The organism is Exiguobacterium sp. s123, assembly GCF_018617075.1.
Taxonomy (GTDB): domain Bacteria; phylum Bacillota; class Bacilli; order Exiguobacteriales; family Exiguobacteriaceae; genus Exiguobacterium; species Exiguobacterium profundum.
In genome coordinates, this window is record NZ_JACSJL010000005.1 from 59551 (window position 1) to 81528 (window position 21978).

The 21978-nt window shown below is 48.3% G+C and carries 27 protein-coding genes; 15 read left to right on the top strand and 12 right to left on the bottom strand.

Annotated elements, in window-relative coordinates:
- The first annotated feature begins 11 nt into the window (after positions 1–11).
- A complete protein-coding gene (locus KNO72_RS09900; protein WP_214758042.1) occupies positions 12–455 on the top strand; it encodes a GNAT family N-acetyltransferase in 444 nt (147 codons plus the stop codon).
- Here the strand turns inward: KNO72_RS09900 and KNO72_RS09905 are convergent.
- Positions 452–898 carry a DUF4385 domain-containing protein gene (locus KNO72_RS09905; protein ID WP_211782115.1) on the bottom strand — a complete coding sequence of 149 codons (447 nt, stop codon included), beginning with the start codon at positions 896–898 and terminating at the stop codon, positions 452–454. The two genes, KNO72_RS09900 and KNO72_RS09905, sit on opposite strands and share 4 nt — an antisense overlap.
- A gap of 74 nt (positions 899–972) precedes the next feature.
- On the opposite strand from KNO72_RS09905, the gene KNO72_RS09910 reads away from it, so the two are divergent.
- From KNO72_RS09910 to rbsB, 7 genes are all read left to right on the top strand, one after another.
- Positions 973–1515 (top strand): GNAT family N-acetyltransferase, encoded by a 543-nt coding sequence (locus tag KNO72_RS09910; RefSeq protein WP_214730179.1) that lies wholly within the window; start codon positions 973–975, stop codon positions 1513–1515.
- A 107-nt stretch (positions 1516–1622) separates the two neighbouring features.
- Positions 1623–2600: a LacI family DNA-binding transcriptional regulator gene (locus KNO72_RS09915; protein WP_214685244.1), complete on the top strand. Its 978-nt coding sequence runs from the start codon at positions 1623–1625 to the stop codon at positions 2598–2600.
- Positions 2601–2603: 3 nt separating this feature from the next.
- On the top strand, positions 2604–3488 hold the full coding sequence (gene rbsK / locus KNO72_RS09920; RefSeq protein WP_078147801.1) for a ribokinase: 885 nt from the start codon (positions 2604–2606) through the stop codon (positions 3486–3488).
- On the top strand, positions 3488–3877 hold the full coding sequence (gene rbsD / locus KNO72_RS09925; protein WP_078147800.1) for a D-ribose pyranase: 390 nt from the start codon (positions 3488–3490) through the stop codon (positions 3875–3877). The genes rbsK and rbsD overlap by 1 nt, the downstream gene beginning before the upstream one ends.
- A gap of 11 nt (positions 3878–3888) precedes the next feature.
- Positions 3889–5367, top strand: a complete 1479-nt coding sequence (locus tag KNO72_RS09930) for a sugar ABC transporter ATP-binding protein (RefSeq protein WP_078147799.1) — start codon at positions 3889–3891, stop codon at positions 5365–5367.
- Position 5368: 1 nt separating this feature from the next.
- Positions 5369–6334 (top strand): ABC transporter permease subunit, encoded by a 966-nt coding sequence (locus KNO72_RS09935; protein WP_012727561.1) that lies wholly within the window; start codon positions 5369–5371, stop codon positions 6332–6334.
- Between the two features lie 23 nt (positions 6335–6357).
- Positions 6358–7269 carry a ribose ABC transporter substrate-binding protein RbsB gene (gene rbsB / locus KNO72_RS09940; RefSeq protein WP_031421977.1) on the top strand — a complete coding sequence of 304 codons (912 nt, stop codon included), beginning with the start codon at positions 6358–6360 and terminating at the stop codon, positions 7267–7269.
- A 477-nt stretch (positions 7270–7746) separates the two neighbouring features.
- Here the strand turns inward: rbsB and kynB are convergent, their stop codons facing one another.
- The 4 genes from kynB to KNO72_RS09960 form a co-directional block, all read right to left on the bottom strand.
- Positions 7747–8370, bottom strand: coding sequence for an arylformamidase (gene kynB / locus KNO72_RS09945; protein WP_214687662.1), 624 nt, complete (start codon positions 8368–8370; stop codon positions 7747–7749).
- Between the two features lie 15 nt (positions 8371–8385).
- Positions 8386–9225: a tryptophan 2,3-dioxygenase gene (kynA, locus tag KNO72_RS09950; RefSeq protein ID WP_196431377.1), complete on the bottom strand. Its 840-nt coding sequence runs from the start codon at positions 9223–9225 to the stop codon at positions 8386–8388.
- A gap of 13 nt (positions 9226–9238) precedes the next feature.
- A complete protein-coding gene (kynU, locus tag KNO72_RS09955; RefSeq protein ID WP_078147796.1) occupies positions 9239–10513 on the bottom strand; it encodes a kynureninase in 1275 nt (424 codons plus the stop codon).
- Between the two features lie 138 nt (positions 10514–10651).
- Positions 10652–12166 carry a glycine betaine uptake BCCT transporter gene (locus KNO72_RS09960; protein WP_214758044.1) on the bottom strand — a complete coding sequence of 505 codons (1515 nt, stop codon included), beginning with the start codon at positions 12164–12166 and terminating at the stop codon, positions 10652–10654.
- A 132-nt stretch (positions 12167–12298) separates the two neighbouring features.
- On the opposite strand from KNO72_RS09960, the gene KNO72_RS09965 reads away from it, so the two are divergent.
- Both KNO72_RS09965 and KNO72_RS09970 read left to right on the top strand, forming a co-directional pair.
- Complete coding sequence (locus KNO72_RS09965) at positions 12299–13147, top strand: Cof-type HAD-IIB family hydrolase (protein WP_214687660.1); 849 nt, start codon at positions 12299–12301, stop codon at positions 13145–13147.
- A 568-nt stretch (positions 13148–13715) separates the two neighbouring features.
- A complete protein-coding gene (locus KNO72_RS09970) occupies positions 13716–13880 on the top strand; it encodes a hypothetical protein (RefSeq protein WP_168169879.1) in 165 nt (54 codons plus the stop codon).
- 24 nt (positions 13881–13904) lie between these two features.
- Here KNO72_RS09970 and abc-f read toward each other — a convergent pair whose 3' ends face one another.
- Positions 13905–15749: a ribosomal protection-like ABC-F family protein gene (abc-f, locus tag KNO72_RS09975; RefSeq protein ID WP_214758046.1), complete on the bottom strand. Its 1845-nt coding sequence runs from the start codon at positions 15747–15749 to the stop codon at positions 13905–13907.
- A 327-nt stretch (positions 15750–16076) separates the two neighbouring features.
- Here abc-f and KNO72_RS09980 point away from each other — a divergent pair, with 327 nt between their 5' ends.
- On the top strand, positions 16077–16976 hold the full coding sequence (locus KNO72_RS09980; protein ID WP_214685261.1) for a DMT family transporter: 900 nt from the start codon (positions 16077–16079) through the stop codon (positions 16974–16976).
- A gap of 43 nt (positions 16977–17019) precedes the next feature.
- Here KNO72_RS09980 and KNO72_RS09985 read toward each other — a convergent pair whose 3' ends face one another.
- The 4 genes from KNO72_RS09985 to KNO72_RS10000 all read right to left on the bottom strand — a co-directional run bounded on the left by KNO72_RS09985 (position 17020) and on the right by KNO72_RS10000 (position 19476).
- On the bottom strand, positions 17020–17211 hold the full coding sequence (locus tag KNO72_RS09985; protein ID WP_074035480.1) for a hypothetical protein: 192 nt from the start codon (positions 17209–17211) through the stop codon (positions 17020–17022).
- Between the two features lie 13 nt (positions 17212–17224).
- Positions 17225–18130 carry a Gfo/Idh/MocA family protein gene (locus tag KNO72_RS09990; protein ID WP_214685263.1) on the bottom strand — a complete coding sequence of 302 codons (906 nt, stop codon included), beginning with the start codon at positions 18128–18130 and terminating at the stop codon, positions 17225–17227.
- 63 nt (positions 18131–18193) lie between these two features.
- Positions 18194–18919 carry an anti-sigma factor gene (locus KNO72_RS09995; protein ID WP_214758048.1) on the bottom strand — a complete coding sequence of 242 codons (726 nt, stop codon included), beginning with the start codon at positions 18917–18919 and terminating at the stop codon, positions 18194–18196.
- Positions 18916–19476: an RNA polymerase sigma factor gene (locus KNO72_RS10000; protein WP_214730183.1), complete on the bottom strand. Its 561-nt coding sequence runs from the start codon at positions 19474–19476 to the stop codon at positions 18916–18918. Before KNO72_RS10000 ends, KNO72_RS09995 begins: the two co-directional genes overlap by 4 nt.
- A gap of 163 nt (positions 19477–19639) precedes the next feature.
- Here KNO72_RS10000 and KNO72_RS10005 point away from each other — a divergent pair, with 163 nt between their 5' ends.
- A complete protein-coding gene (locus tag KNO72_RS10005) occupies positions 19640–19789 on the top strand; it encodes a hypothetical protein (protein WP_214687655.1) in 150 nt (49 codons plus the stop codon).
- An 85-nt stretch (positions 19790–19874) separates the two neighbouring features.
- Positions 19875–20675 (top strand): HAD family hydrolase, encoded by an 801-nt coding sequence (locus KNO72_RS10010; protein ID WP_214687654.1) that lies wholly within the window; start codon positions 19875–19877, stop codon positions 20673–20675.
- Here the strand turns inward: KNO72_RS10010 and KNO72_RS10015 are convergent.
- A complete protein-coding gene (locus tag KNO72_RS10015) occupies positions 20621–20926 on the bottom strand; it encodes an RNA polymerase sigma factor (RefSeq protein ID WP_078147789.1) in 306 nt (101 codons plus the stop codon). The genes KNO72_RS10010 and KNO72_RS10015 overlap by 55 nt on opposite strands.
- Positions 20927–21081: 155 nt before the next feature.
- Complete coding sequence (locus KNO72_RS10020; RefSeq protein ID WP_012727536.1) at positions 21082–21297, bottom strand: hypothetical protein; 216 nt, start codon at positions 21295–21297, stop codon at positions 21082–21084.
- Between the two features lie 121 nt (positions 21298–21418).
- Here KNO72_RS10020 and KNO72_RS10025 point away from each other — a divergent pair, with 121 nt between their 5' ends.
- Entirely contained in the window at positions 21419–21652 is a 234-nt protein-coding gene (locus KNO72_RS10025) for a WYL domain-containing protein (RefSeq protein WP_074035487.1), read from the top strand.
- On the top strand, positions 21649–21849 hold the full coding sequence (locus tag KNO72_RS10030; protein ID WP_159563075.1) for a helix-hairpin-helix domain-containing protein: 201 nt from the start codon (positions 21649–21651) through the stop codon (positions 21847–21849). The genes KNO72_RS10025 and KNO72_RS10030 overlap by 4 nt, the downstream gene beginning before the upstream one ends.
- Positions 21850–21978 lie beyond the last annotated feature (129 nt).

Here is a 21978-nt window from a genome sequence, read left to right on the forward strand (position 1 = left end):
AGGGAAGACGAATGCATCACCGACCGATGACGCGTGAATGGGCAGGTCAAATTCAAGAATGGACGTACGGAGCTCCTTATGACTTTTATAATCAACCGCCTTCTGAAGAGGGAGTCGCCGAGTTGATGACGTATCAGGCGATTGTAGAGGAGCATGAGCTGATTGGATTTTATTGCATCGGTTCCCCGGCTCAAGTGCCCAATTCGACATATCCATATTCGTCAGATTTCACAGACATCGGATTGGGGATGCGACCTGATTTGACGGGGCAAGGATATGGAAAATCGTTTGTGACATACGTCATGGAGAGAGCGATGGAACGGAGAAAACCGCTTCGCTTGACTGTCGCCTCCTTCAACGAACGAGCGATTCATCTATACGAAACGGTTGGATTTCGTACTATCACATCGTTCGAGCGAAATGAGATTCCGTTTCAAGTGATGGTACGCGATTAACCATATTTTTTCTGATGTGCCTTTTTACGTCGCAAATAATCCTCATCGGCACGAAGTTGATCCCAATACGTTTTGAAGATGCGGGCAGACTCTGCCTTCTCTTCGTCGATTTCGCGCTCATGGATGTCACCATCTTCTTTATATTTACGACCGCCTTTATAATTGGCATAGCGTCGGGCTCGTGTGTAACCCATTTGGATGAACTTTCGGGACATGTCCATCCCGACGAAATCGTCGTTCGCACGATACGCTTCAAACAATTCCATGATTTCTTCGGCAGATTGCTTCGCAATCTCGGGCGTCTTGAATCGCCAATGAGGCAAAATTTCACTTTTATACGGTTCGACAAGTAGCACACCTTGTTCGCCACGACCGACCCGGTACAGTTCGGGTTGTTTTCGGAAGTCGATTTCATCAAAATTTAAATCATAGTCAAATGGCATGTTCATTCCTCCTCGCCTAACGTTTCCCATTAGGTCGGTCGAGGAAACAACTTGAAGGAAAAGGATGGGTTGATATGATCAAGATGGAGACAGAACGGTTGGTCTTAAGAGCATTTACATTAGAGGATGCAGAGGATATGTATCATTATGCAAAAGATGAGCGAGTCGGACCGATGGCCGGTTGGGCACCTCATGAATCGATTGAAGAAACAAGGGACGTCATTCAACTGTTTATCGAGGAAGCAGATGTATGGGCTATCGTCTTGAAAGAGACCGGGCAAGTGATCGGTAGCATCGGATTACACGACCGAAGACCAGACCCGTCGATTCAACATGATGCACAGCGTGAGATTGGTTATGTGCTCAGTCCAGATTTTTGGGGAAATGGTTACGTGCCAGAAGCCGTTCAGGCGATGATTCGATTCGGATTTGAAGCGTTAGGACTAGAACGGATTTGGTGCGGATACTTCAGCTTCAATGACCAATCGCGACGCGTCGTTGAGAAGTGTGGGTTCACTTATGCGTTCACGAAAACACAAGAATTGACCCGACTCGACGGACGAACGGTAGAAAACCTCGTCCATGTCCAATTAAATCCGACGTCCTCTACACATTGAAGCATGATTTCAATGTGTTTTTTCATGAAATCATAAAAATCCCTTGATATGTAACCGGTTACACATTAAGATGTTTTTGTAAGCGTTTCCAGAACGGAGGATGTCAAATGGCGACCATCAAACAAGTAGCAAAACATGCGAACGTCTCAGTGGCGACCGTATCACGCGTCATGAATAAAAGCGGATATGTGAGCGAAGAGGCGAAAGAAGCAGTCGAAAAGGCGATTGCGGAACTGAATTACGCGCCCAACCGAGTCGCACGTTCGCTCTATAAAAAATCGTCGAATTTGATTGGACTCATCATGCCTGATATCACGAACCCGTTCTTTCCACAGCTGGCTCGGGCGATTGAGGATGTCGCCAATCAACATGGGTATCAAGTCGTCTTGTGCAATACAGACGAACAACTTGAAAAAGAACAGACGTATTTAGTCGCCTTGCAAACGATGCACGTCGATGGCCTGATTATCACCACAAATCATTCGCACAATCCGAATTACGAGACGTTGGATTTACCGATGGTCGCACTAGACCGAATCGTAAAAGCGGGGATCGACGCCGTTGTATCAGATGGATATGAGGGTGGAAAGTTGGCGGCCGACACGCTGTTACAACATGGTGCGACACGACTGGCACACATTGCCGGACCGGATCATCTCAAGACGGTCAAACGTCGAACTGAAGGATTTGTCGAAGTAGCGGGAGAGAAGCTCGTCGGAATGACCGAGTCCACGTTCACGTTCAAAGACGCCTTGAAAGCGTCTCAAGAACTGTTCGATCATGCGTGGCCGTTCGATGGCATCTTTGCAGCGAACGATGTGATTGCAGCCGCCGTATTACAGGAAGCAGTCCGTCGAGACATTCGTGTCCCAGAAGAGCTACAGGTCATCGGATATGACGGAATCGAATTAGGCGAGATGACGTCTCCGCCGCTGACGACCATCGTCCAGCCAATCTATGAGATGGGACGACTCGCGACCGAGCGATTGCTCGATTTGATTGAGAAGAAAGACACACGACCGAGAGAAATGCTGTTACCGGTCACGTTACTTGAACGACACACGACAAAGCGGAAGGAGAGATAAAGAATGAAACGCATTGTTGTCATTGGCAGTATATCGATGGACCTTGTCGTCACGTCCGACAAACGTCCACAAGCTGGAGAAACGGTTATCGGTGAATCGTTCCGTACCGTTCCAGGGGGGAAAGGTGCGAACCAGGCAGTCGCTGCTTCCAAGTTAGGCGGCACTGTACAGATGGTCGGTTGCGTGGGAAGTGATCCGTTCGGACAACAGGTGGTTGAAAACTTCAAACGACACGATGTCGATGTCACACATGTTCAAATCATACGGGATGAAGTGACGGGTACGGCCCATATCGTATTGGCTGAGGAAGATAATTCGATCGTCGTCGTCCAATCGGCGAACAAACGAGTCGTTTTCACGGATGAGGAACTCGAACACCTTCTTGACGAGCAGGCATTCGTGCTCCTCCAACTCGAAATTCCAATCGAGACGGTAAAGCAAGTGACCTCTTACTGTAAAGCGAAAGGAATCCCAGTGCTGCTCAATCCGGCACCTTCTCAGCCGCTTCCACCAGAAGTGATTGAAAACGTCACATACTTGACGCCGAACGAACATGAGTGCCGTGACTTATTCAACGGAATATCCGTAGATGATGTTCTCAAACGCTATCCGAACAAGTTACTCGTCACGGAAGGCGTCCATGGTGTTCGATTCCACGACGGACGAGACGTGCGGCATGTGCCAGCCATCCGAGCAAACGTCGTCGACACAACAGGAGCTGGTGACACGTTCAACGGTGCGCTCGCTGTCTCCCTCATCGAACAAGATGATTTGGAGACGGCCGTACGGTTTGCCGTGGTCGCATCCGGCATGAGCGTCGAAGGCTTTGGGGCACAAGGTGGTATGCCGACACGGCAAGACGTACAACAACGATTGGAGCGCGTGTGATGAAAAAACAAGGAATTTTGAATAGTCATCTAGCAAAGGTCTTTGCCGACCTCGGGCATACGGATCGCGTCGTCATCGCCGATTGCGGGTTACCGATTCCAGACGGGGTCAAGCGGGTCGACCTCAGTCTCCGCATCGGCGACCCTTCCTTTCTTGAGGTGCTCGATGTCGTCGAATCGGATTTGGTCGTCGAGCGCATCACAATTGCCGAGGAAATCCTCACACATAATCCGACGATTGCGGATTCACTGAAAGAACGATACGCGAGCATCGACATGTGTTCACATGAAGACTTCAAACGAGAGGTCGCAAAAGCGAAAGTGGTCATTCGAACTGGAGAAGCGACACCTTACGCCAACGTCATCTTACACGCCGGGGTCATTTTTTAAGGGGGGATTCGATGCATATTCAGTTGAAAGGCATCCATAAGTCGTTCGGACCAGTCTCCGTCTTAAAAGGAGTCGATTTCGAACTGTTGCCTGGAGAAATTCATGCGCTTATGGGCGAGAACGGGGCCGGAAAGTCGACATTGATGAAGGTGATGACCGGTCTGCATGCGCAGGATGAAGGTGAGATTCTCATCGACGGCGCGAAACGTCAATTCAAGCACCCAAAAGAAGCGGAGCAAGAAGGCATCGCCTTCATCCATCAGGAGCTCAATATCTTACCGGAGATGACGGTGACAGAAAACTTATTTTTGGGTCGAGAGCTGACAGGACCGTTCGGGATGGTCAAACAGCAGGAGATGACAAGACGTGCTCGAGAATACTTGGCTGAATTGAACGTTTTCATGGATGTCGATGAAGTGGCACGCAACTTATCGGTCGGTCAGCAACAGATGATTGAGATTGCCAAGGCGCTCATGACAGATGCGAAGGTCATCGTCATGGATGAACCGACAGCCGCCTTGACGGATCGCGAAATCCAGGCGCTCTTCGCCGTGTCTCGTGCCTTACGAGATCAAGGCGTGTCCATCATCTATATCTCACACCGAATGGAAGAGATTTTTGACTTATGCGACCGAATCACGGTACTTCGGGATGGACAATCCATTTCGACTCGTACGATTCAGGACACCTCATTTGAGGAAACGGTGCGCGATATGGTCGGTCGCGAGATTGGGGAACGCTATCCGACACGTACCGCTACACTTGGGGACGTCGTACTCGAGGTGGATGATTTAATCGGTAACCGGTTCCACAATGTATCGTTCAACGTCCGTGCCGGAGAAATCGTCGGGTTTTCCGGATTGATGGGAGCGGGACGAACCGAGGTGATGCGTGCCTTATTCGGAGCAGACACCCACAAAGGGGGAGTCATCAAACTGAACGGGAAACCGATTCGAATCAAAACTCCGGCCGACGCCATCAAGCACGGCATCGCATTTTTGACAGAGGACCGAAAAGGGGAAGGCTTACTCCTCGATTTCTCGCTAAGAGAAAACCTGTCGCTCCCGACACTCGATAAACGAGCAAAAGGGTCTGTCATCTCGAAACAACAGGAGGAGACGTTCGCCGAGACATACTTACAAAAATTGCGGGTCAAACATCATTCGATGGAACAAAAAGTGAAGTCGTTGTCTGGTGGGAATCAACAGAAGATTGTGCTCGGCAAATGGTTAGGTGTCGAACCAGACGTCTTGATTTTGGATGAGCCGACCCGAGGCGTCGACGTCGGTGCCAAGAAAGAGATTTACAACATCATGAGCGATCTCGCGGAATCAGGCGTCGCCATCATCATGGTCTCTTCTGATTTACCGGAAGTACTCGGGATGAGCGATCGGATTGTCGTCATGCGAGAAGGTGTGGTGACCGGGACGCTCACGAAAGATGAGGCGACACAGGAAAAAGTAATGACGTATGCGACAGGAGGGCAATGATATGGAATTGAAAGCAACGACCGGACTGAAGCGCCCGGGTCGACTCGGATGGGGGCAAAAACTAGGACCGCTGTTTGGTCTGCTCGTCATTGTTGTCGTCGTGACGGCGCTCGAACCAGGATTTTTATCATTAAATAATATCTTTAACGTACTCCGCCAAGTGTCGATCAATGCCTTGATTGCCTTCGGGATGACGTTTGTCATCTTGACAGGGGGAATCGATTTATCGGTCGGGTCGATTTTGGCGCTCGCTTCTGCACTAGTGGCAGGCATGATGGTGGACGGTCAACATGCGGTTATGGCCGTCGCACTCGGCTTGATTGCAGGTGCCGTTCTCGGGGCCTTTAACGGGGCGGTCATCACGTACGGGAAAGTGGCACCGTTCATCGCGACATTGGCTACGATGACCATTTATCGGGGCTTGACGCTCGTCTATACAGACGGACGACCGATTACGGGTCTCGGAAATTCCGGTTGGTTCGAGATGCTCGGACGCGGCTATTTCTGGATCATTCCAGTACCGGCATTGACGATGCTACTCGCATTCGGTGTCCTGTATTTCATCTTGAAGAAGACGACATTTGGTCGTCACACGTACGCGATCGGTGGAAATGAAGAAGCGGCGAAATTAATGGGGATTGGCGTCAATAAAGTCAAAATCATGATCTACTCCCTATCGGGTATGCTTGCGGCACTCGCAGGCATCATCTTGACATCGCGCCTTAATTCCGCACAACCGACGGCAGGAACGTCATACGAACTCGATGCCATCGCAGCGGTCGTTCTCGGGGGAACGAGCCTAGCGGGTGGTCGAGGTTGGATTGTCGGGACGTTGATCGGGGCGCTGATCATCGGAACGCTCAACAACGGATTGAACCTTCTCGGCGTATCATCTTTCTTCCAACTCGTCGTAAAAGGTGCAGTTATATTGTTTGCAGTATTGCTTGATCGTCGACAAAACGCGTAACACACGAAAGGGGAAAACGGAACATGAAAAAATGGACAGCTTGGCTACTCGCACTGACAATGGTACTGATGGCAGCTTGCTCGACTGAACAACCGGGGTCATCTTCTGAGACGGAAACGAAAGATGGGGATTATGAGATCGGATTATCTATCTCGACATTGAACAACCCGTTCTTCGTCGCATTGAAAGAAGGCGCGGAAGAACAGGCGAACGAAATGGATGCGACGTTGACGGTAGCGGACGCGCAAAACGATGCCGCGAAACAAGTGAACGACGTCGAAGACATGATTCAAAAGGGGATGGATTTGATTCTCATCAACCCGACAGATTCAGAAGCGGTCGGTGCAGCGGTACAAGCAGCGAACGATGCAGGCATTCCTGTCATCACGGTAGACCGTAACGCTGAAACAGGGGACGTCGTCGCCCACGTGGCATCAGATAACGTCGCAGGTGGACAGCTGGCGGGTGACTACATGGTCGAACTCGTAGGCGAAGGGCAAAAAGTCGTCGAGCTCGAGGGGATTCCAGGAGCGTCTGCGACACGTGACCGCGGACAAGGATTCAACGAAGCCATCGATGGGAAATTGGAAGTCGTGGCAAAACAATCGGCAAACTTTGACCGTGCAGAAGGATTGACGGTCATGGAGAACATCCTACAGGACAATAAAGACATCGTCGCTGTATTCGCACATAACGATGAGATGGCACTCGGTGCCGTTCAAGCACTCGAAGCGGCTGGAATGAGTGACGTGAAAGTCATCGGATTCGATGCGACAGATGATGCCGTCAAAGCGGTCGAAGGTGGGACGATGGCAGCAACGGTTGCCCAAAAACCAGCTGAGATTGGGAAGTTGGGTGTAGAAGCGGCCATCAACCACTTGAAAGGTGAAACGGTGGAAGAGAACATCCCGGTCGAACTCGAATTAATCAAATAAGTAAGAAGAAACCTCACGATGCCTTGATTTCGGGTAGAGCTCGTGAGGTCATTTTTATTTATATGGGGAAATGAGAAGTTCTGTATCGTTGTTCATATGTTTGAAATAGCTTGCTGTATCACGACGAGTTGGTTCGGAAATGATATTAGTATCTGTACCAACTGGATGAATGACACAATCCTTTTGCTGAACATTTGTGATCATGAAAGTGTTAGTGTCTAAATCTTGTATTTTTAGTTGACTGTAAACTCTTTCAAGCATTGATTGTTTCGTTCCATTTCTGTTTAGGAAATAAACGAATGAATTGTTTAGCATTCGAATTGTTCGGAAGTGGCCATAGTCTTTTTCCATCACCGCTAGGTAATAATAGAATCTACATCGAATGTCCTCTCTTCAAATAGAATTTCTCATCATCTCGCCAAACATCGGACTATCCCTGTCTAATCCAAAAAGAGACAGCCGATTCCGGCTATCTCTTTACAATATAGGACGAAGCAATGCGCGAACGGGGCTTCCATCCCCTTCGACGATTGGGAGAGGAACGGCATTCAAGTCATAATCTCCCGGTAAGATATTGTCTAAAACGAGTCCTTCTAGGATATGCACACCATTTTGTGCTAACGCGTGATGGCCGCTCATCTCTTTACTGTCAATCGCATCAACGGACGGTAAGTCGAGTCCGATCAAGAAGATTCCGAGTTCTCCGAGACGATCGGCAAGAGCGGGTGTCAGTTCAGGAATCGTCTCTGGGAAGACGCTCTTATCGGACCAACCATCCGTTTTTAAGATGAGGCGTTCGACCCCGGTCAAGTCATGACCATCCAAATCAGATGCTTCAATCTTTGCCTTATGCGGTAGATGAATCACACGGGCTGGTCCGATATATACGGACGGATCGAGGTCGATCACGCGCTTCCCATGGTCGTCAAAATGAAACGGTGCATCGATGTGGGTCCCGAGATGTAAACTCAATGTCATCTTCCCGACATTGACCGAACCACTCTCTGCCATCGGCCACGCGATTTCATATGAAAATTTTGTATCTCCCGGCCATGTCGCAACATCGGCATGAAGTGGCTGTGATACATCAATCCAAGTCATTTTGTTCAGCTCCTCTTATAGTGATGTCCGGACCGTCCACAGTTCTGGGAAGAAGCGATGATCGAGCACGCGACGTAAGTAGTTCACGCCAGACGAACCACCTGTCCCCATCTTCTGTCCGATAATGCGTTCCACGGTGCTCATATGGTTAAAGCGCCACATCTGTTGCTGACTCCCGATATCGAGTAGCTTTTCACCGAGCTCATATAAGTCCCAATACGTGTCGACGTCTCGATAGACTTCGACCCATGCCTTCTCGACACTTTCATTCCATTCCCAATCCTGGGTGACATCACGTTCGAGCACGCTCGCATCAATCGATAGACCCCGACGATGCATTTCGCGGACGGTCACATCGTAAATACTAGGAGCTTGTAGCGAGCCTTCGAGCAATGGATACAGTTTTTTATCGTGCGCGTAAACACTGAGCGTCCGTGCGTTTTTGAAGCCGAGCGCGAATTCGATTTGTCGGTTTTGGTAAGATTGAAAACCAGAGGACGAGCCGAGTTGGTCTCGGAACTCTAAATACTCGGCCGGCGTCAACGTCGCGAGAACGCCCCATGACTGGATGAGTTGTTGCTGAATCTTCGAGACGCGGGCGAGCATCTTGAACGAACGCTCGAGCTCCCCGTTTGTGATGGCCGTCGTGGCTGCTGTCAATTCATGCAAGATGAGCTTCATCCACAACTCGCTCGTCTGGTGGATGATGATGAACAGCATCTCATCGTGATGGTCGGAAAGGCGATGCTGACTCGATAAAATCGGGTCGAGCTGGAGATAGTCCCCGTACGACATGTCTTTTGAGAAATCCGTTTGAATCGATTTTTCTACTTTATGTTCCGTGCGTTCACTCATGACAGTTCCCCCCTTATGCGACCACTTCGCGGACGTTCTCGAACGCCTCGTACTCTTTGTCGTCCATGATTTTCTTCAACGTCACGATCACGTCATATACGTCGGAAAACGTATTATATAGTGCGACCGGTGCGAGACGGATGATATTCGGTGCGCGGAAGTCAGGGATGATGTGATGTTTCTTCAACGCTTTACAGATGCGTGCCGCTTCGGGATGCTCGAGGCTCAAATGAGCGCCGCGCTGTCGTGTGTCCGTCGGGCTACCGATGAAGAATCCGTGAGGTGCGAGCATCTCTTCAATCAAATCCATCATATACGTCGTGAGCGCGAGTGATTTTTGACGAATCGCTTCCATCCCGACCTCGTTGAACATCTCAAGCGCGCCAAGTTGAGGAGCGAGGCTCATAACGTGTGGTGTTCCGATTTGGAACGCACCGGCATGTTCGGCCGGTGTCATCGTATGATCCATATCGAATTGCTTATCTTTGCGCGAACCGAACCAACCGGCGAGTCCCGGTGTCGTGCCGAAGTGACGTTCATGAACGAATAAGCCCCCGACCGTTCCGGGACCCCCGTTCAAATGTTTATAGTTGCACCAGTATGCGAAATCGACACCCCAGTCGTGGAAGTCGTGAGGGATGGCGCCGACGGAGTGACAGGCATCGAAGCCAATCAAAATCCCACGCTCGTGCGCCGCCTTCGTCAGACGAGGCATGTCTAAAATCTGACCGCTTCGATAGAGGACAGTCGGCAATACGATCAGGGCAATCTCGTCGGTCATCGCGGCAATCAAGTCATCTTCTACTAAGAAGCGCCCATCCGGACTGTCGACTTGAACGAGGTGATCAGAAGGGTCTAGTCCACGCAATTCGAGCTGGCTCTTTAAAGCGTAAATGTCAGACGGGAACGTGAGGGCGTCTGCCAAAATCTTCGTGCGTTTGCCATCCGGTTTGAAGAACGATGTGACGAGTTGATGCAAGTTCACGGTCGTCGAACCAGTGACCATCACTTCTTCCGGCTTTCCACCGATGAGCGGCGCGTTCAGAGTGGCTAACTCTTCAGACAAGTTGAACCAAGGATGACGACCGGACATCCAGCCGTCAATCCCGAGCTCTCTCCAGTCCGCAAGTGATTCAAGGAGTGTGCGCTCGGCTCGTTTCGATAAGAGACCGAGTGAATTCCCATCCATATAAATCCCGTGTTCCGGTAAATAAAATTCTTCCCGATACGATGCGAGCGGGTCTTGTTTGTCTAGTTGTTGTGCGTAAGCACGTGTGAAATCGTTCATCTCCCCATATTCCCCCTTTAAAGCTTGTACGTTGTCAAAATCGTAGCAATCGGACATAAGGAAGTCAACAAACAACGAGATGTCGGCGATTCAAACTAAAAACGCTCAAGCGTGATCTTGAGCGTTTAGGAGTGTAGTTTATTTTATTTTTCGTACATTCTCTTGTCGGAGTAGCTTGAATAGTGTGAAGACCATCAATAACAGGATGATGGTGAAGGGCAAGGCGGAAATCAACGACGCAGTTTGAAGTCCTTCTAAGCCACTCGCAAGCAACAAGACGGCAGCGATTCCTCCTAACAGAACTCCCCAAGCGATTCGAACGGGGAGGGGCGGATTCAAGCTACCGTTCGTCGTCATACTACTGATGATATAGGTGGCAGAATCGGCCGACGTGATCAAGAACGTCAAAATCAAGAGAATCGACAAGACGGAGAGGATAAAACTGAACGGGAGCTCGGCAAACGTCACGAACAATGCGCTCGTCACGTCCGCATTGACGGCTTCAGCGATGGAAGTCCCTTCGAATAAATCTAGATGTAGGGCAGTGCCCCCGAATACGGCAATCCAAAGGAGCGCAATGAACGGAGGAACGATGAGGACACCGACGATGAATTCACGAATGGTACGTCCTCGTGAGACACGTGCGACGAACGCTCCGACAAATGGGGACCAGGCGATGGCCCATGCCCAATAAAAGATTGTCCAATCCCGGACCCACGTCCCCTGTTGATACGGTTGTAGACGAAGACTATAGCGAATGAAATTTTGTAAGTAGTCACCTAGACCGAGCGTCAAGGTTTCTAAAATGAAAATGGTAGGACCGGCAAAGAAGACGAAGACCATCAACACGAGTGCGGTACCTAAGTTGATGTTACTCAACCACTTGATGCCACGATCGAGCCCTGTCGTCGTCGATGTTAAAAATAGAGCGGTCAAGACGACGATGATGGCGACTTGCATCCAAGCGGTGTTCGGGAGCCCGAACACGCTGTTCAGTCCGCCATTGATTTGAAGAACACCTAAACCAAGCGACGTCGCGACACCCATGACGGTGGCAATGACCGCTAAAATATCAATCGTCTGGTTCAACGGTTGTTTGTACGGTCGTTCTTTTATAAGTGGTGAGAGGCTAGTCGAGATGAGCCCGTCCGCATTACGACGAAACTGGAAATAGGCGATGATCAGTCCGACAATCGCAAAGACAGACCATTGACTGACACCCCAATGGAAGAACGAATAGGCCATCGCGAGGCGTGCCCCTTCGACCGTCAATGCCTCCGTATCCGTATAAGGTGGCGTAAAGAAATGACTCATCGGCTCGGCAACACCCCAAAAGACGAGTCCGACACCGAAACCTGCGGAGAATAACATGCCGATCCAAGTAAAGAACGGATATTGAGGGCGATCGTCATCCTTCCCGAGACGGATTTTTCCGTATTTACTGAACGCTAAAAAGACTAAAAAGAGCACAAACAAGAATACGGAAAGTAAATAGAACCAACCGAACGAGCGAGTTGTAAAGTTAAAAATAGATCCTGCGATTGAAGCGAATGATGTTGGGGCAATGGCTCCGAATAGAACGAGTAAGGCGATCAAACTTGCTGAGATGTAAAAGACGCGATTCAAACGTGGCTTTTGTGTAGAATCCTTCATAGATGTCTCCTTTCAAAAAATATTATGCAGCACTAATAAACGTTTCCCTAATCTCCACATTGCAAACAGGAGACGCATTCATCGTGTTTTGTATAGTTGAATCGGGAAAAGAACCAAAGAGGAGGGAACGATATGAAATTGATTGCGATTGATTTAGACGGGACGCTGTTATCGCGCACGGGCGTGATTACAAAGGCAAACCAGGAGGCGATTCGTCGTCGGCAAGAACAGGGTGATATCGTCACGATTTGTTCAGGACGTTCGATTCATGATATCGAGGAGCTGTTGAAGCGAAGTGACCTCGTCTGTCCGATTTTGTCAGGTAACGGAGCAATCGGGTTTTATGAGAACGAGCGAATTTACTATCATGCGATGGATCAAACGGTTGTAGACGAGCTATGGGAAATCGCGAACGCAGATGATGCGTACGTCGAATTTTATACGAATGCGGGAGTGAAAGTACTCCGTTCAGGGAGTGATTTACTGAAGCGGGAACTCGATGAGGTGTTGCCACACGATCAATCGTTCACTCGCGAGTGGGCGGAACGTGAGATTGAAATTCAAAATGAGCAATTCGGTCTGACGTATATGGATTCGATGGCAGACATCGACTTTGCACGAGATGAAGTGTACAAGGTGTTTGTCTATTCGTTCGATCGCCGAAAGCTACACCGGTTGCGTAAAATCTATGAACCACGGAACGATATTTTGATTACGACTGCGGGGTGGACGAAAATTGAAATCGGACATCCTCATGCGAGTAAAGGCGCAGCCTTGAAACAGCTAGCTGAGCATTATCAGATTCCGATGCGTGATGTCGTCGCCATCGGAGACAATCTGAATGATGTGTCGATGTTCGAAGTGGCAGAAACAAGGATTGCGATGGGGAATGCTGTGGATCCGTTAAAAGATTTGAGCACGCATATTACAAAGGATGTAGAAGAGGACGGGGTCGCTTATGCACTGACGCATTATGTATGAATTGGATTATGGAGAAATCGTGAACGAGGATTGAATCTCACTTAAAACGGATATTGTATACATGTAACCATTCACTTTCTGAAATGAGCGGGGAACGGGGAGGCACTTTCGTCACCTGTCGCTTATGGATGAAAGGGATGGGCAACGTCCATATGAACGTGAATCGTGTATTCCAAACGATGATACGTCGGCCTCTGCTTGCCATCGGAGCAAGCATACCAGACAGACTGTTTGTATACGGAATTCCACATGATCCGCGTCAGAAGTGGACTTCATAGGTGCCAAGTCCTCTCGTGCCCATTCAATCAAAATGTCTATGAGTCACCTATTCGATTTCATGTTTTCGAATGAAAAACAATTGGTGAACCAATGGACGATGAACGGATTGGAATGATGCGTCACGTTGGCTTGGACATCTCTAGTCGAACCAAATCATGGATGGGACGGTCAATCGAGCAAGGGCTTGGTTGGATGAAAGTCCGGGGACTAGAGAATCAAGAAAAGCGCCGAGTGAGGGCGCTTTTCTTGTGGTATCCTATTGAGTGAATGCAACCGATGGAGGGATCATATGCCAAAGCTATATTGGTTCGGAACGTTTCTTAGTGGAGTGATTCTTTTGACAACGGGAACGATGGAAGGTCTTTACCGCATACTCCCAATTGGGTTGATGGCTATCGCGGTCATCGGCTATCTCATACAGATTCGATTTGAGCAAAAGAAGCGGCGCCCTTGATCGGGTGCCGCTTCTCTTTATAGATTACAAAGTTTCGAGCAAACGTGTCATCACATCATCGATTTCTTCCTGCAACGCATCAACTTGTCGTTGTAGCACCATCAATTCATCAAGGTCATCCAATTCATTCATCCGTTGGAGTAGCGCCTGATGTTCTGTCTCTAATTGGGTTAGGTGAGCTTCCTCATCAACCGTAGATGGAGCGACTTTCGTCTGATTCAGCGATTTTGATGGTTTGACGCGCTCCGTTACAGGTTCATCTTTCGATGCCTGTCCACGCTTGTCGAGAGCATAGGCGACGTTACCTTCGAAACGCGTCATCGTCCCGTCGAGCCAATACGTGATGGGGAACAGCTTATTTAAGAAGTAGCGGTCATGGGAAACCGTAACGACCGTTCCAGGGAAACGTTCGAGCGCATCTTCAAGTGCCTCTCTCGATTCGATATCCAAATGGTTCGTCGGCTCGTCTAGGACGAGGACATTGATTTCTTCATGGACGAGGATGGCAAGCATGAGTCGCATCTTCTCCCCGCCGCTCAAATTTGAGACAGGCTTAAACACACTCGCGCCGTAAAATAGAAACTGAGCGAGAAGGTGCCTCGCTTTGCCTTCATCGACTGCGATCCGGTCCCGAAACGCCTCGATTAAGCGATGTGACTCATCGAACGTGATGTGTTGCGACAGATATCCAATTTTGGCTTGATCGGCTCGTCGGACGGTCCCAGCTTGAGGGATAACTTCACCGAGTAACATTTTCAAAAGCGAAGATTTTCCACTCCCGTTCGGTCCGACGATGGCGACGCGTTCTCCGTGACCTGTATAGAAGTGCACGTTTTCAAATAGAAGACGATCATACGTGAGTGTCACGTCACTCACTTCGAAGACGTCACGCCCGGTACGCCCGTTCGTCGTGAACTGGATATTCGGTTGCTCGGCTTCGAGTTGCGGTCGTTTGATTCGTTCAATTCGTTCGAGAGCCTTTTCCATCGATTTGGCGCGACGATAGAACTTTTCATTCGGCGGATTGCCCTCGTTGGCCCATTGCCGCAACTGTCGAATCGTTTCTTTCATTTTTTTGATTTTCTTCTGTTGCTCCGTGTAAGCGTGAAACTGGTCAAGCAACTGTTTTTCTTTTTGGGCAACGAAGTCCGTATAATTCCCAGGATAACTCGTCAATTCTCCATCCTCACACTCGACGATTCGCGTGGCGACCGCATCTAAGAAGACCCGGTCATGGGAGACGATGAGGAGCGCTGAAGCATAATCCTGTAAATAGGATTCGAGCCATGTCATCGCTTCTAAATCTAGATGGTTCGTCGGTTCGTCCAAAATGAGTAGCTCTGGTTCCTGAAGAAGCGCCAAGGCTAGACCGATTTTTGTACGCTCGCCACCGCTTAGCGTATCAAACGGTTGGTCCACGAATGAGGTCAATTTGAGTCCATCAATCATTGCGCTGATTTTTGACTCGTAGACATATCCACCAGCATGTTCGAATTGTTCTTGGATAGCACCGTATGATTCGAGAAGACGTTCTAGTTGTTTGGACGTCGCCATTTCTTGCTCGAGGGAAGACATTTTTTCACTCAGGCGAGTCACTTCCTCAAAAGCAGTATAGAGGACGTCACGACCACTGCGTCCAGGGTAGTCAGGAAGCTGCACCAAATAGCCGATAGAGAGTCGTTGTCGGCGGTAAATCGTACCGGCGTCATGCTCTTCAGAGCCGACAAGGATTCGTAACAGCGTCGTTTTGCCACTGCCGTTTCGGCCGACAAGACCGACTCTTTCGTTTTCGTTCATGAATAAATTCGCATCTGTGAGAACGGCGTGCCCGCCGTATTGTTTTTGAATGTGTTGAAGATCGATCAACATAATAGGTTCCTCCTAAGGTTAGGGCCTATCAAAAAAACCGAACGCAAAGAAGCGCTCGGTTTAGAAAGAGAGAGGCGCTTTGTCGTATATTCAGCAATGTCTAAAAAAGGACAGACGGGTCCCTTGATTAAGCGACATCGTGAAAAATCGCACGCAAAATGTACAAATGTTCAGTTGTCCAATGCGTACGTCCGACAAATTTCACCTTTCTCCCTCCTTTCATTCTTCTATATCTTGATTGTAAGCGTTTTTCTTACGACTGACAATGAAAATAAAGGAAATGGAAGCAAGGATGTCGTATATAGTCGCCATCGAGGAGGCGAAGAAATGAGGAAAGAATGGCTAGGAGCACTCAGTTTGACCCTTGCGGCGAGTATATGGGGCGGGATGTATGTGGTCAGTAAATATGCGCTCGCATATATTGAACCGTTCACGTTCGTCTGGTTACGATACGCTGTTGCATTTATGGTCCTTTTCGTCGTTTGGTTTCGGTTTGGACGGGAATCGATTCGACGGGCGGATTGGAAGTGGATCGGACTCGTCGGCGTCATTGGATACGTCGCTTCGATTTCGTTTCAATTTATCGGAACGAAGCTATCGGATGCACATACCGGCTCCCTTGTGACCGCAGCGACACCAGCTTTCATGGTCTTATTTGCCCGAATCTTATTGAAAGAACGACTGACTCCTGTCAAGATTGGAGCGCTTGGGCTGGCAACGGTCGGTGTTCTCATCGTCGTCGGTTGGGAAGGGGAAGGGACGTATCGAGTAGGCAGTTTCATACTTGTTCTAGCTGCCGTGACGTGGGCACTCATGTCGATTTATGTGAAAATCGGGACACAGTCGTTGTCGACCTTGACGCTCACGACATTTTCGATCGGAGTCGCATGGTTATTGATGACGCCTTTGATGAGTGTGGAGGTCATGCAATCAGGGTGGCCAAAGTTAAATGGCGTCCTTTGGCTTAGTGTTCTCTATATCGGTGTCGTATCGACGGCAGGAGCGTTTTTCTTCTGGAACAAAGGACTCGAGTTGATGGATGCGAGTGTCGGGTCACTCTTTTTCTTCTTTCAACCCTTGGTTGGCGGGACACTCGGGTGGCTCGTTTTGAACGAAACGCTCCATCTTAACTTCTTTATCGGTGCCGGTTGTATCATGACGGCTGTGACGTGGTCGACGCTCGCGGAACGAAGACAACAACTGCCAATTTCAAACCGTCATCTGTAATGGCAAAGCGGTCGCCCTCATTTTGGAGGGTGACCGCTTTTGATTAAAATCCATGATGGTCGAGTTTGTCTTGTTCGCGCTTCATCTCGAGTTCAAGCCGTTGGATCGCGAGTTTCTCTTCTTCGATCTTCAATCGTCTTTCTTCGACACGTGCTTCTCTCGTTTTGATAATCGTATTGGCACCGACTGACGAGACCACAATCACCATAACCATGATGTAGAAAAAGAAATCCATATATAGCCCTCCTTCACTTGATTAGATTTGTGACAAGTCGTTGTGTCTCAAGGGCAACACGACCGTCTGTTAAAATCGCTGTATCATCGATGAGTGCGGAAATGAAGTGGTTAATCGCGCCTTGGAAACCACGTTGCACGAGTGTCGTGTCCCATGAACCGAACGTTTCGACTTCATGCCGACCTTGCTTGAAACGATGTAGCGTGACCATCTCTTCGATGGACAATCGTTCCCCATCCCGTACGATCGAGACGTGCTCATGGTTCACTCCTGCTGAACGGTGCATCGATGTCGTGTGTATTCCGTGCTCATCTTGCCACACGTGGCGGGCGAATCGAAGCTCATGCTTGTCATTGATTTCGACGTGACCCGAGACGAGTATGAGCTCATTACCAGCGAGGAAACGTAGCGTATCAATGACATGTAAGTAATCATCGAGTAAGGTGAAGGTCGCATCCTTAGGGCCGACGTCATTCTCGCGATGTTTTACCACATCAATCATGTGAGCAGAGGACTCGTTTTGTAGACGCATATACATTGGAGCGAAACGTCGATTGAACCCGACCATCAATTTACGCCCAAGACGTTCGGCTTGAATGACGAGCTGCTCCGCTTCCTCGATTGTTGCGGCGAGGGGCTTATCAACATAAACATCGACGCCGTGTTCTAATAAATACGATACGATGTCATAATGAGTTTCCGTTGAACTATGTACGAACGCTGCATCGATGGATGAGGCGAGTTCATTCAACGTGTCGAAAGAGGTCATTCGATACGTTTGGCAAATCATGTCTCGCTTAGATGTGTTCGGGGAAAAGGCACCGACTACCTCGATTCGGGGATGAATCGAAAGGATGGGTAAATACGCTTTTTGAGCGATATTTCCAAGTCCAACAATACCGATTTTTGGTTTTTGCATCCCATTCACTCCTTTGGTTCATCATAACAAAAAACCGGACAGCGGATGTGTCCGGTTCAAGAATTAAAGACTAGCACTTAAGACGATTTCACCTTGTGGCGTTTCATTGCCACGATTCGGTTCTTTTGTGACGGCGACGGTATCCCAGTCGACGTCGACTTCATCTGAGTCGAGTGTGTAGATAACCGTCCCGTTCCCTTTGTCATCGGTGACAAAAGCGCCGGTCGGAATCGGGGCACCATCTTTTAATAGCCATACTTGATATACCTCATTGGCATCGAGTGAGGCTAGACCATTCGTTTGGACGATCAGTTGTGTCTCACCGTCCTGCTCTGCAAGGTAAGCGGTCCCTTCCGATTCGCCATCGAGTGGAATCGTTTCGGTTAACGCGATGGCAGGGGCATCAGGCTGATTGGTAAGCAAATATCCATTCCCGATTAAGGAGAGGAGGAGTGCCGCTGCTAAAGCGACCATTCCCCAGAGCGGTACGTTCCGTTTCTTCTTCTGTTTGAACGGTGTCGCCGGTGGAACTGATGCAGAAGTGTCGGTTGTTATGACGGGTTCATTGTCTTCTTCTTCTTCGAATACACGATCGAGGACACGTGCTTTCATGCCTCGGGGTGGCTCAGTCGGAGTAGACAAGAACGCGACGCCACCGACAAGAGCTTCAAGTTGTTCGAGCTCTTCTTGACAGTCTTTACACGTTGCCAGATGTTGTTCAAATTTCATTCGTTCTTCTTCCGTTAAATGTTGGTTGAAGTAGTCAATCAATTGGTCGCATGCGTTCATTGTTCTACCTCCTTTCCGATGAATTCATGGGATAACTGTTTCCTCAGTTGCCTTAGCGCCAGTCGAATCCTTCCTTTTACCGTTCCGAGCGGGATGCCGCATGCATCAGCAATTTTTTGCTGGCTCAATCCTTGAAAATACATGAGTCGAACGACCTGTTGTTGCTCGGTCGGTAATGTCGCCATGGCCGTTTCGATTTGAGCACGTTCTTCTTGCCATTCTACTTCTGTTTCGACAGAAGGTGACTCGGAAGGGATGGCCTCAGCGTAAGATTCATCTAATTGTAAATCCGGTTTACGCTTCCGAATTAAATCGATTGCCACGTGACGACTCATCGTGAAGAGCCAAGAACGAAATTTTCCTTTTGACTCATCGTAAACGCCTCCGCCACGCCAGAGCTTGATGAATACTTCTTGCATGGCTTCTTCGGCCAAATCACGATCCTTTGTCAGCTGTAAGACAAACGCGTACAAAATTCGTTCATACCGATCATACAATATTTCGAGCGCCTCTTTGTCCTTTTGCCTGACACGCTCATATAACTCTAAGTCAGTCATAACATACTCCTTTGCGCAGAAGGGATGTCCCTTGTATTGATCTAACGTATAAAATCGAAAAATGGATGCCTATTTTGTGTGACTATTTATTGAACATGTTCCGGTTTGAGACGGAAGCTTCGAATAAATGAATAATCTTAATTTCTCTGAAAGAAGGTAGGTGATGACACTTAGCCCAATCGTCGTCATCAGCATCAATCCGATTGCGGTTAAGGGAGCGCTCACCGTCGCCCAAAAGAAGTATGTGCGAATGCCAAAAAGAAAAGAAAAGACAATAAAAAATCCGGTAATCAAGCTACTCATTTGGCAATAAGCTCGAGAGATTCGTGAAATCATAAGATGCCTCCTTTGTTTCATTGTACTATAGGAGGAAGAGAAAACGATAAGGAGACGAGATCATGAAGCGATTTACGAATGAGGGACACATCCTCATATGTTTTGATTTTGATGAGACCTACTTTCCTCATGCCTGTACACCGGAACAATTGGCATCCGTTCGTCGGCTCGAAGATTTTTTGGAACAATATTCCCATCGATTGTCAACGATGTGGGTGACAGGTAGTTCACTCAAATCGCTACGTGAAAAAGTTGAACAGGCAAACCTTCGCTTTTGGCCTCACCGTATCGCTTCAAGTTTAGGTACGGAATTGTATCATATTGACGTAGACGGAACGTTTTCTTTAGAAGAATCCTATCAAGCGTTATTCCCGAGTGATTTTATATCTCGTGTGGAACGTGTTGCGTCACAGATTGAACAGATGCGGATTGAACTAGAAGCGCAACCGGGTTTTGGGACGAGTCCTTGGATCCGTAGCTATTACATCCGTGACCAAATTGGGTCTTGGAGCGAAACGCTTCGCATGCTAGCTGATCAAGAAGGGATTGCTGTCAACATCAGCCAATGCAATCCGCAAGCGGGTGATCCGATGGATGCATGGGATATTGATTTTTATCCAATGCATGCCGGGAAAGAATCGAGTGTTCGATATGTATGCACCACTGCTTCCTTCTTACGCAAAGAAACATATGCGTTCGGCGACAGTGGGAATGACCTTGGGATGTTAGCGCATGTAGGGAAAGGCTATTTAGTGGGTAATGCGACCGAACAGGCAAAACAGATGTATCCGGAGATGACAACAAAACCTTATGCAGAAGGGATTTTAGAAGTATTGGAATCTGATTTGTCCTCTTTCATATAGTGCATGATTTCCTCTAATGAACGGATGAGGGTCGCACGAATCGTTTCGGAATGTGGATTGAAGTGAAGACGTTGTTGCCAAATCCGACAAAATAAATCGGTCAAGGCCGCCTCTGCAGTTGCAGGATGGTCATTCAGATGAAGCGCATATCGATAAAGTAGTTTTTCATAGCGTGAGTATAAATGTTCTAAGGCTTGGCGATTTTTAAGACGAACTTGATCGACCAGGTGTTCATCGAGTGTAGGAGGCATATGCAACTCCTTTCGTATGGAATGAAGGTTTCAACGATAAAAGAATCAGGAACTTTACTCAGATAAAGCATCCTCTCTGTTCTTTCACTCATTTGCTCCCATTTAAACCAAGGAATATGAAGAATTGCAGTCGAATATGCATGCCCCTCAACGATTCAAAACGTGTGATAACAATTCGGGCAAGTCTGTGCGTCTCCCGGCGCACGTTTGAATGATGTTTTACACTTCGGACAAGTGACGGTTTCGCTCTGTTGATTAAACAAACTGCCACGATTGAATAAAATGTTGCGAAGGTTTGGTAACGCCAGTGCAGCGAAAATCATTGCCCCGAATAAAAAGGCAGCCAAGATCAGTAATAATACATAAGTCATCGGTTTTTTCCTCTCTCATTTGATTTCCTTTATCATAATCGAAATTTGAATCAGCGAACAGCTTATCAATAGAAGTGAGAACAAATGTTCTGTATAATGAAGACAAAGGAGGGAAAACAGGATGAGAGAAGAATTGTTACGATGGATGCGTTCGGGACAAGTCACAGAAATGGTGTATGTCGATCGACATGGGACATTTTCAGAGCGGCGGGTCAAACTGATTAAAGTGCAAGGGGAGTACGTGGTGGCATGGGATTTGAATAAACAAGCGAGACGAACGTTTCGAATCGAGCAAGTTCTTGCCTGTCTTCCCATCAACGGACGATTTAGAAAGCGAAAGGCGGAGATTGGATGATTGCCTTACCAACGTTAGCAGCTCCAGCTAAAAGGGCACTAGTCGCTAAAGGAATCGAGTCTCTGCATGAATTGTGTCCCTATACACGCCGTGAGGTTGCGAGTTGGCATGGAATCGGACCGAATGCCCTTTTTGTCCTTGAGGCGGAGCTACTAAAACACAATTTAGCATTCAAAATGGAGGAACCTAGTACGTGAGTGAAACGTCTAGGTTTTTTTTGTGAAGTGATTGCTTTCCTTTGAAAACGGGAAGTAATATATTTGTCATCTCAATTGCCGTTAAAATCTAGTAACATGACGATAAGGTTTTATGAACCTAGCGACACC

What these genes read in the sequence shown, in the direction of transcription:
- KNO72_RS09900 (WP_214758042.1), top strand. Translation starts at nt 12, where the DNA reads ATGCATCACCGACCGATGACGCGTGAATGGGCAGGTCAAATTCAAGAA.
- KNO72_RS09915 (WP_214685244.1), top strand. Translation starts at nt 1,623, where the DNA reads ATGGCGACCATCAAACAAGTAGCAAAACATGCGAACGTCTCAGTGGCG.
- KNO72_RS09970 (WP_168169879.1), top strand. Translation starts at nt 13,716, where the DNA reads ATGCCAAAGCTATATTGGTTCGGAACGTTTCTTAGTGGAGTGATTCTT.
- KNO72_RS09985 (WP_074035480.1), bottom strand. Translation starts at nt 17,211, where the DNA reads ATGGATTTCTTTTTCTACATCATGGTTATGGTGATTGTGGTCTCGTCA.
- KNO72_RS10030 (WP_159563075.1), top strand. Translation starts at nt 21,649, where the DNA reads ATGATTGCCTTACCAACGTTAGCAGCTCCAGCTAAAAGGGCACTAGTC.
- KNO72_RS10015 (WP_078147789.1), bottom strand. Translation starts at nt 20,926, where the DNA reads ATGCCTCCTACACTCGATGAACACCTGGTCGATCAAGTTCGTCTTAAA.
- KNO72_RS09905 (WP_211782115.1), bottom strand. Translation starts at nt 898, where the DNA reads ATGCCATTTGACTATGATTTAAATTTTGATGAAATCGACTTCCGAAAA.
- kynU (WP_078147796.1), bottom strand. Translation starts at nt 10,513, where the DNA reads ATGAACGATTTCACACGTGCTTACGCACAACAACTAGACAAACAAGAC.
- KNO72_RS09980 (WP_214685261.1), top strand. Translation starts at nt 16,077, where the DNA reads ATGAGGAAAGAATGGCTAGGAGCACTCAGTTTGACCCTTGCGGCGAGT.
- KNO72_RS09995 (WP_214758048.1), bottom strand. Translation starts at nt 18,919, where the DNA reads ATGAACGCATGCGACCAATTGATTGACTACTTCAACCAACATTTAACG.
- KNO72_RS09930 (WP_078147799.1), top strand. Translation starts at nt 3,889, where the DNA reads ATGCATATTCAGTTGAAAGGCATCCATAAGTCGTTCGGACCAGTCTCC.
- kynA (WP_196431377.1), bottom strand. Translation starts at nt 9,225, where the DNA reads ATGAGTGAACGCACGGAACATAAAGTAGAAAAATCGATTCAAACGGAT.
- KNO72_RS09990 (WP_214685263.1), bottom strand. Translation starts at nt 18,130, where the DNA reads ATGCAAAAACCAAAAATCGGTATTGTTGGACTTGGAAATATCGCTCAA.
- KNO72_RS09960 (WP_214758044.1), bottom strand. Translation starts at nt 12,166, where the DNA reads ATGAAGGATTCTACACAAAAGCCACGTTTGAATCGCGTCTTTTACATC.
- abc-f (WP_214758046.1), bottom strand. Translation starts at nt 15,749, where the DNA reads ATGTTGATCGATCTTCAACACATTCAAAAACAATACGGCGGGCACGCC.
- KNO72_RS10005 (WP_214687655.1), top strand. Translation starts at nt 19,640, where the DNA reads ATGACACTTAGCCCAATCGTCGTCATCAGCATCAATCCGATTGCGGTT.
- KNO72_RS09965 (WP_214687660.1), top strand. Translation starts at nt 12,299, where the DNA reads ATGAAATTGATTGCGATTGATTTAGACGGGACGCTGTTATCGCGCACG.
- KNO72_RS09935 (WP_012727561.1), top strand. Translation starts at nt 5,369, where the DNA reads ATGGAATTGAAAGCAACGACCGGACTGAAGCGCCCGGGTCGACTCGGA.
- KNO72_RS10020 (WP_012727536.1), bottom strand. Translation starts at nt 21,297, where the DNA reads ATGACTTATGTATTATTACTGATCTTGGCTGCCTTTTTATTCGGGGCA.
- KNO72_RS10010 (WP_214687654.1), top strand. Translation starts at nt 19,875, where the DNA reads ATGAAGCGATTTACGAATGAGGGACACATCCTCATATGTTTTGATTTT.
- rbsB (WP_031421977.1), top strand. Translation starts at nt 6,358, where the DNA reads ATGAAAAAATGGACAGCTTGGCTACTCGCACTGACAATGGTACTGATG.
- KNO72_RS10025 (WP_074035487.1), top strand. Translation starts at nt 21,419, where the DNA reads ATGAGAGAAGAATTGTTACGATGGATGCGTTCGGGACAAGTCACAGAA.
- rbsD (WP_078147800.1), top strand. Translation starts at nt 3,488, where the DNA reads ATGAAAAAACAAGGAATTTTGAATAGTCATCTAGCAAAGGTCTTTGCC.
- rbsK (WP_078147801.1), top strand. Translation starts at nt 2,604, where the DNA reads ATGAAACGCATTGTTGTCATTGGCAGTATATCGATGGACCTTGTCGTC.
- kynB (WP_214687662.1), bottom strand. Translation starts at nt 8,370, where the DNA reads ATGACTTGGATTGATGTATCACAGCCACTTCATGCCGATGTTGCGACA.
- KNO72_RS09910 (WP_214730179.1), top strand. Translation starts at nt 973, where the DNA reads ATGATCAAGATGGAGACAGAACGGTTGGTCTTAAGAGCATTTACATTA.
- KNO72_RS10000 (WP_214730183.1), bottom strand. Translation starts at nt 19,476, where the DNA reads ATGACTGACTTAGAGTTATATGAGCGTGTCAGGCAAAAGGACAAAGAG.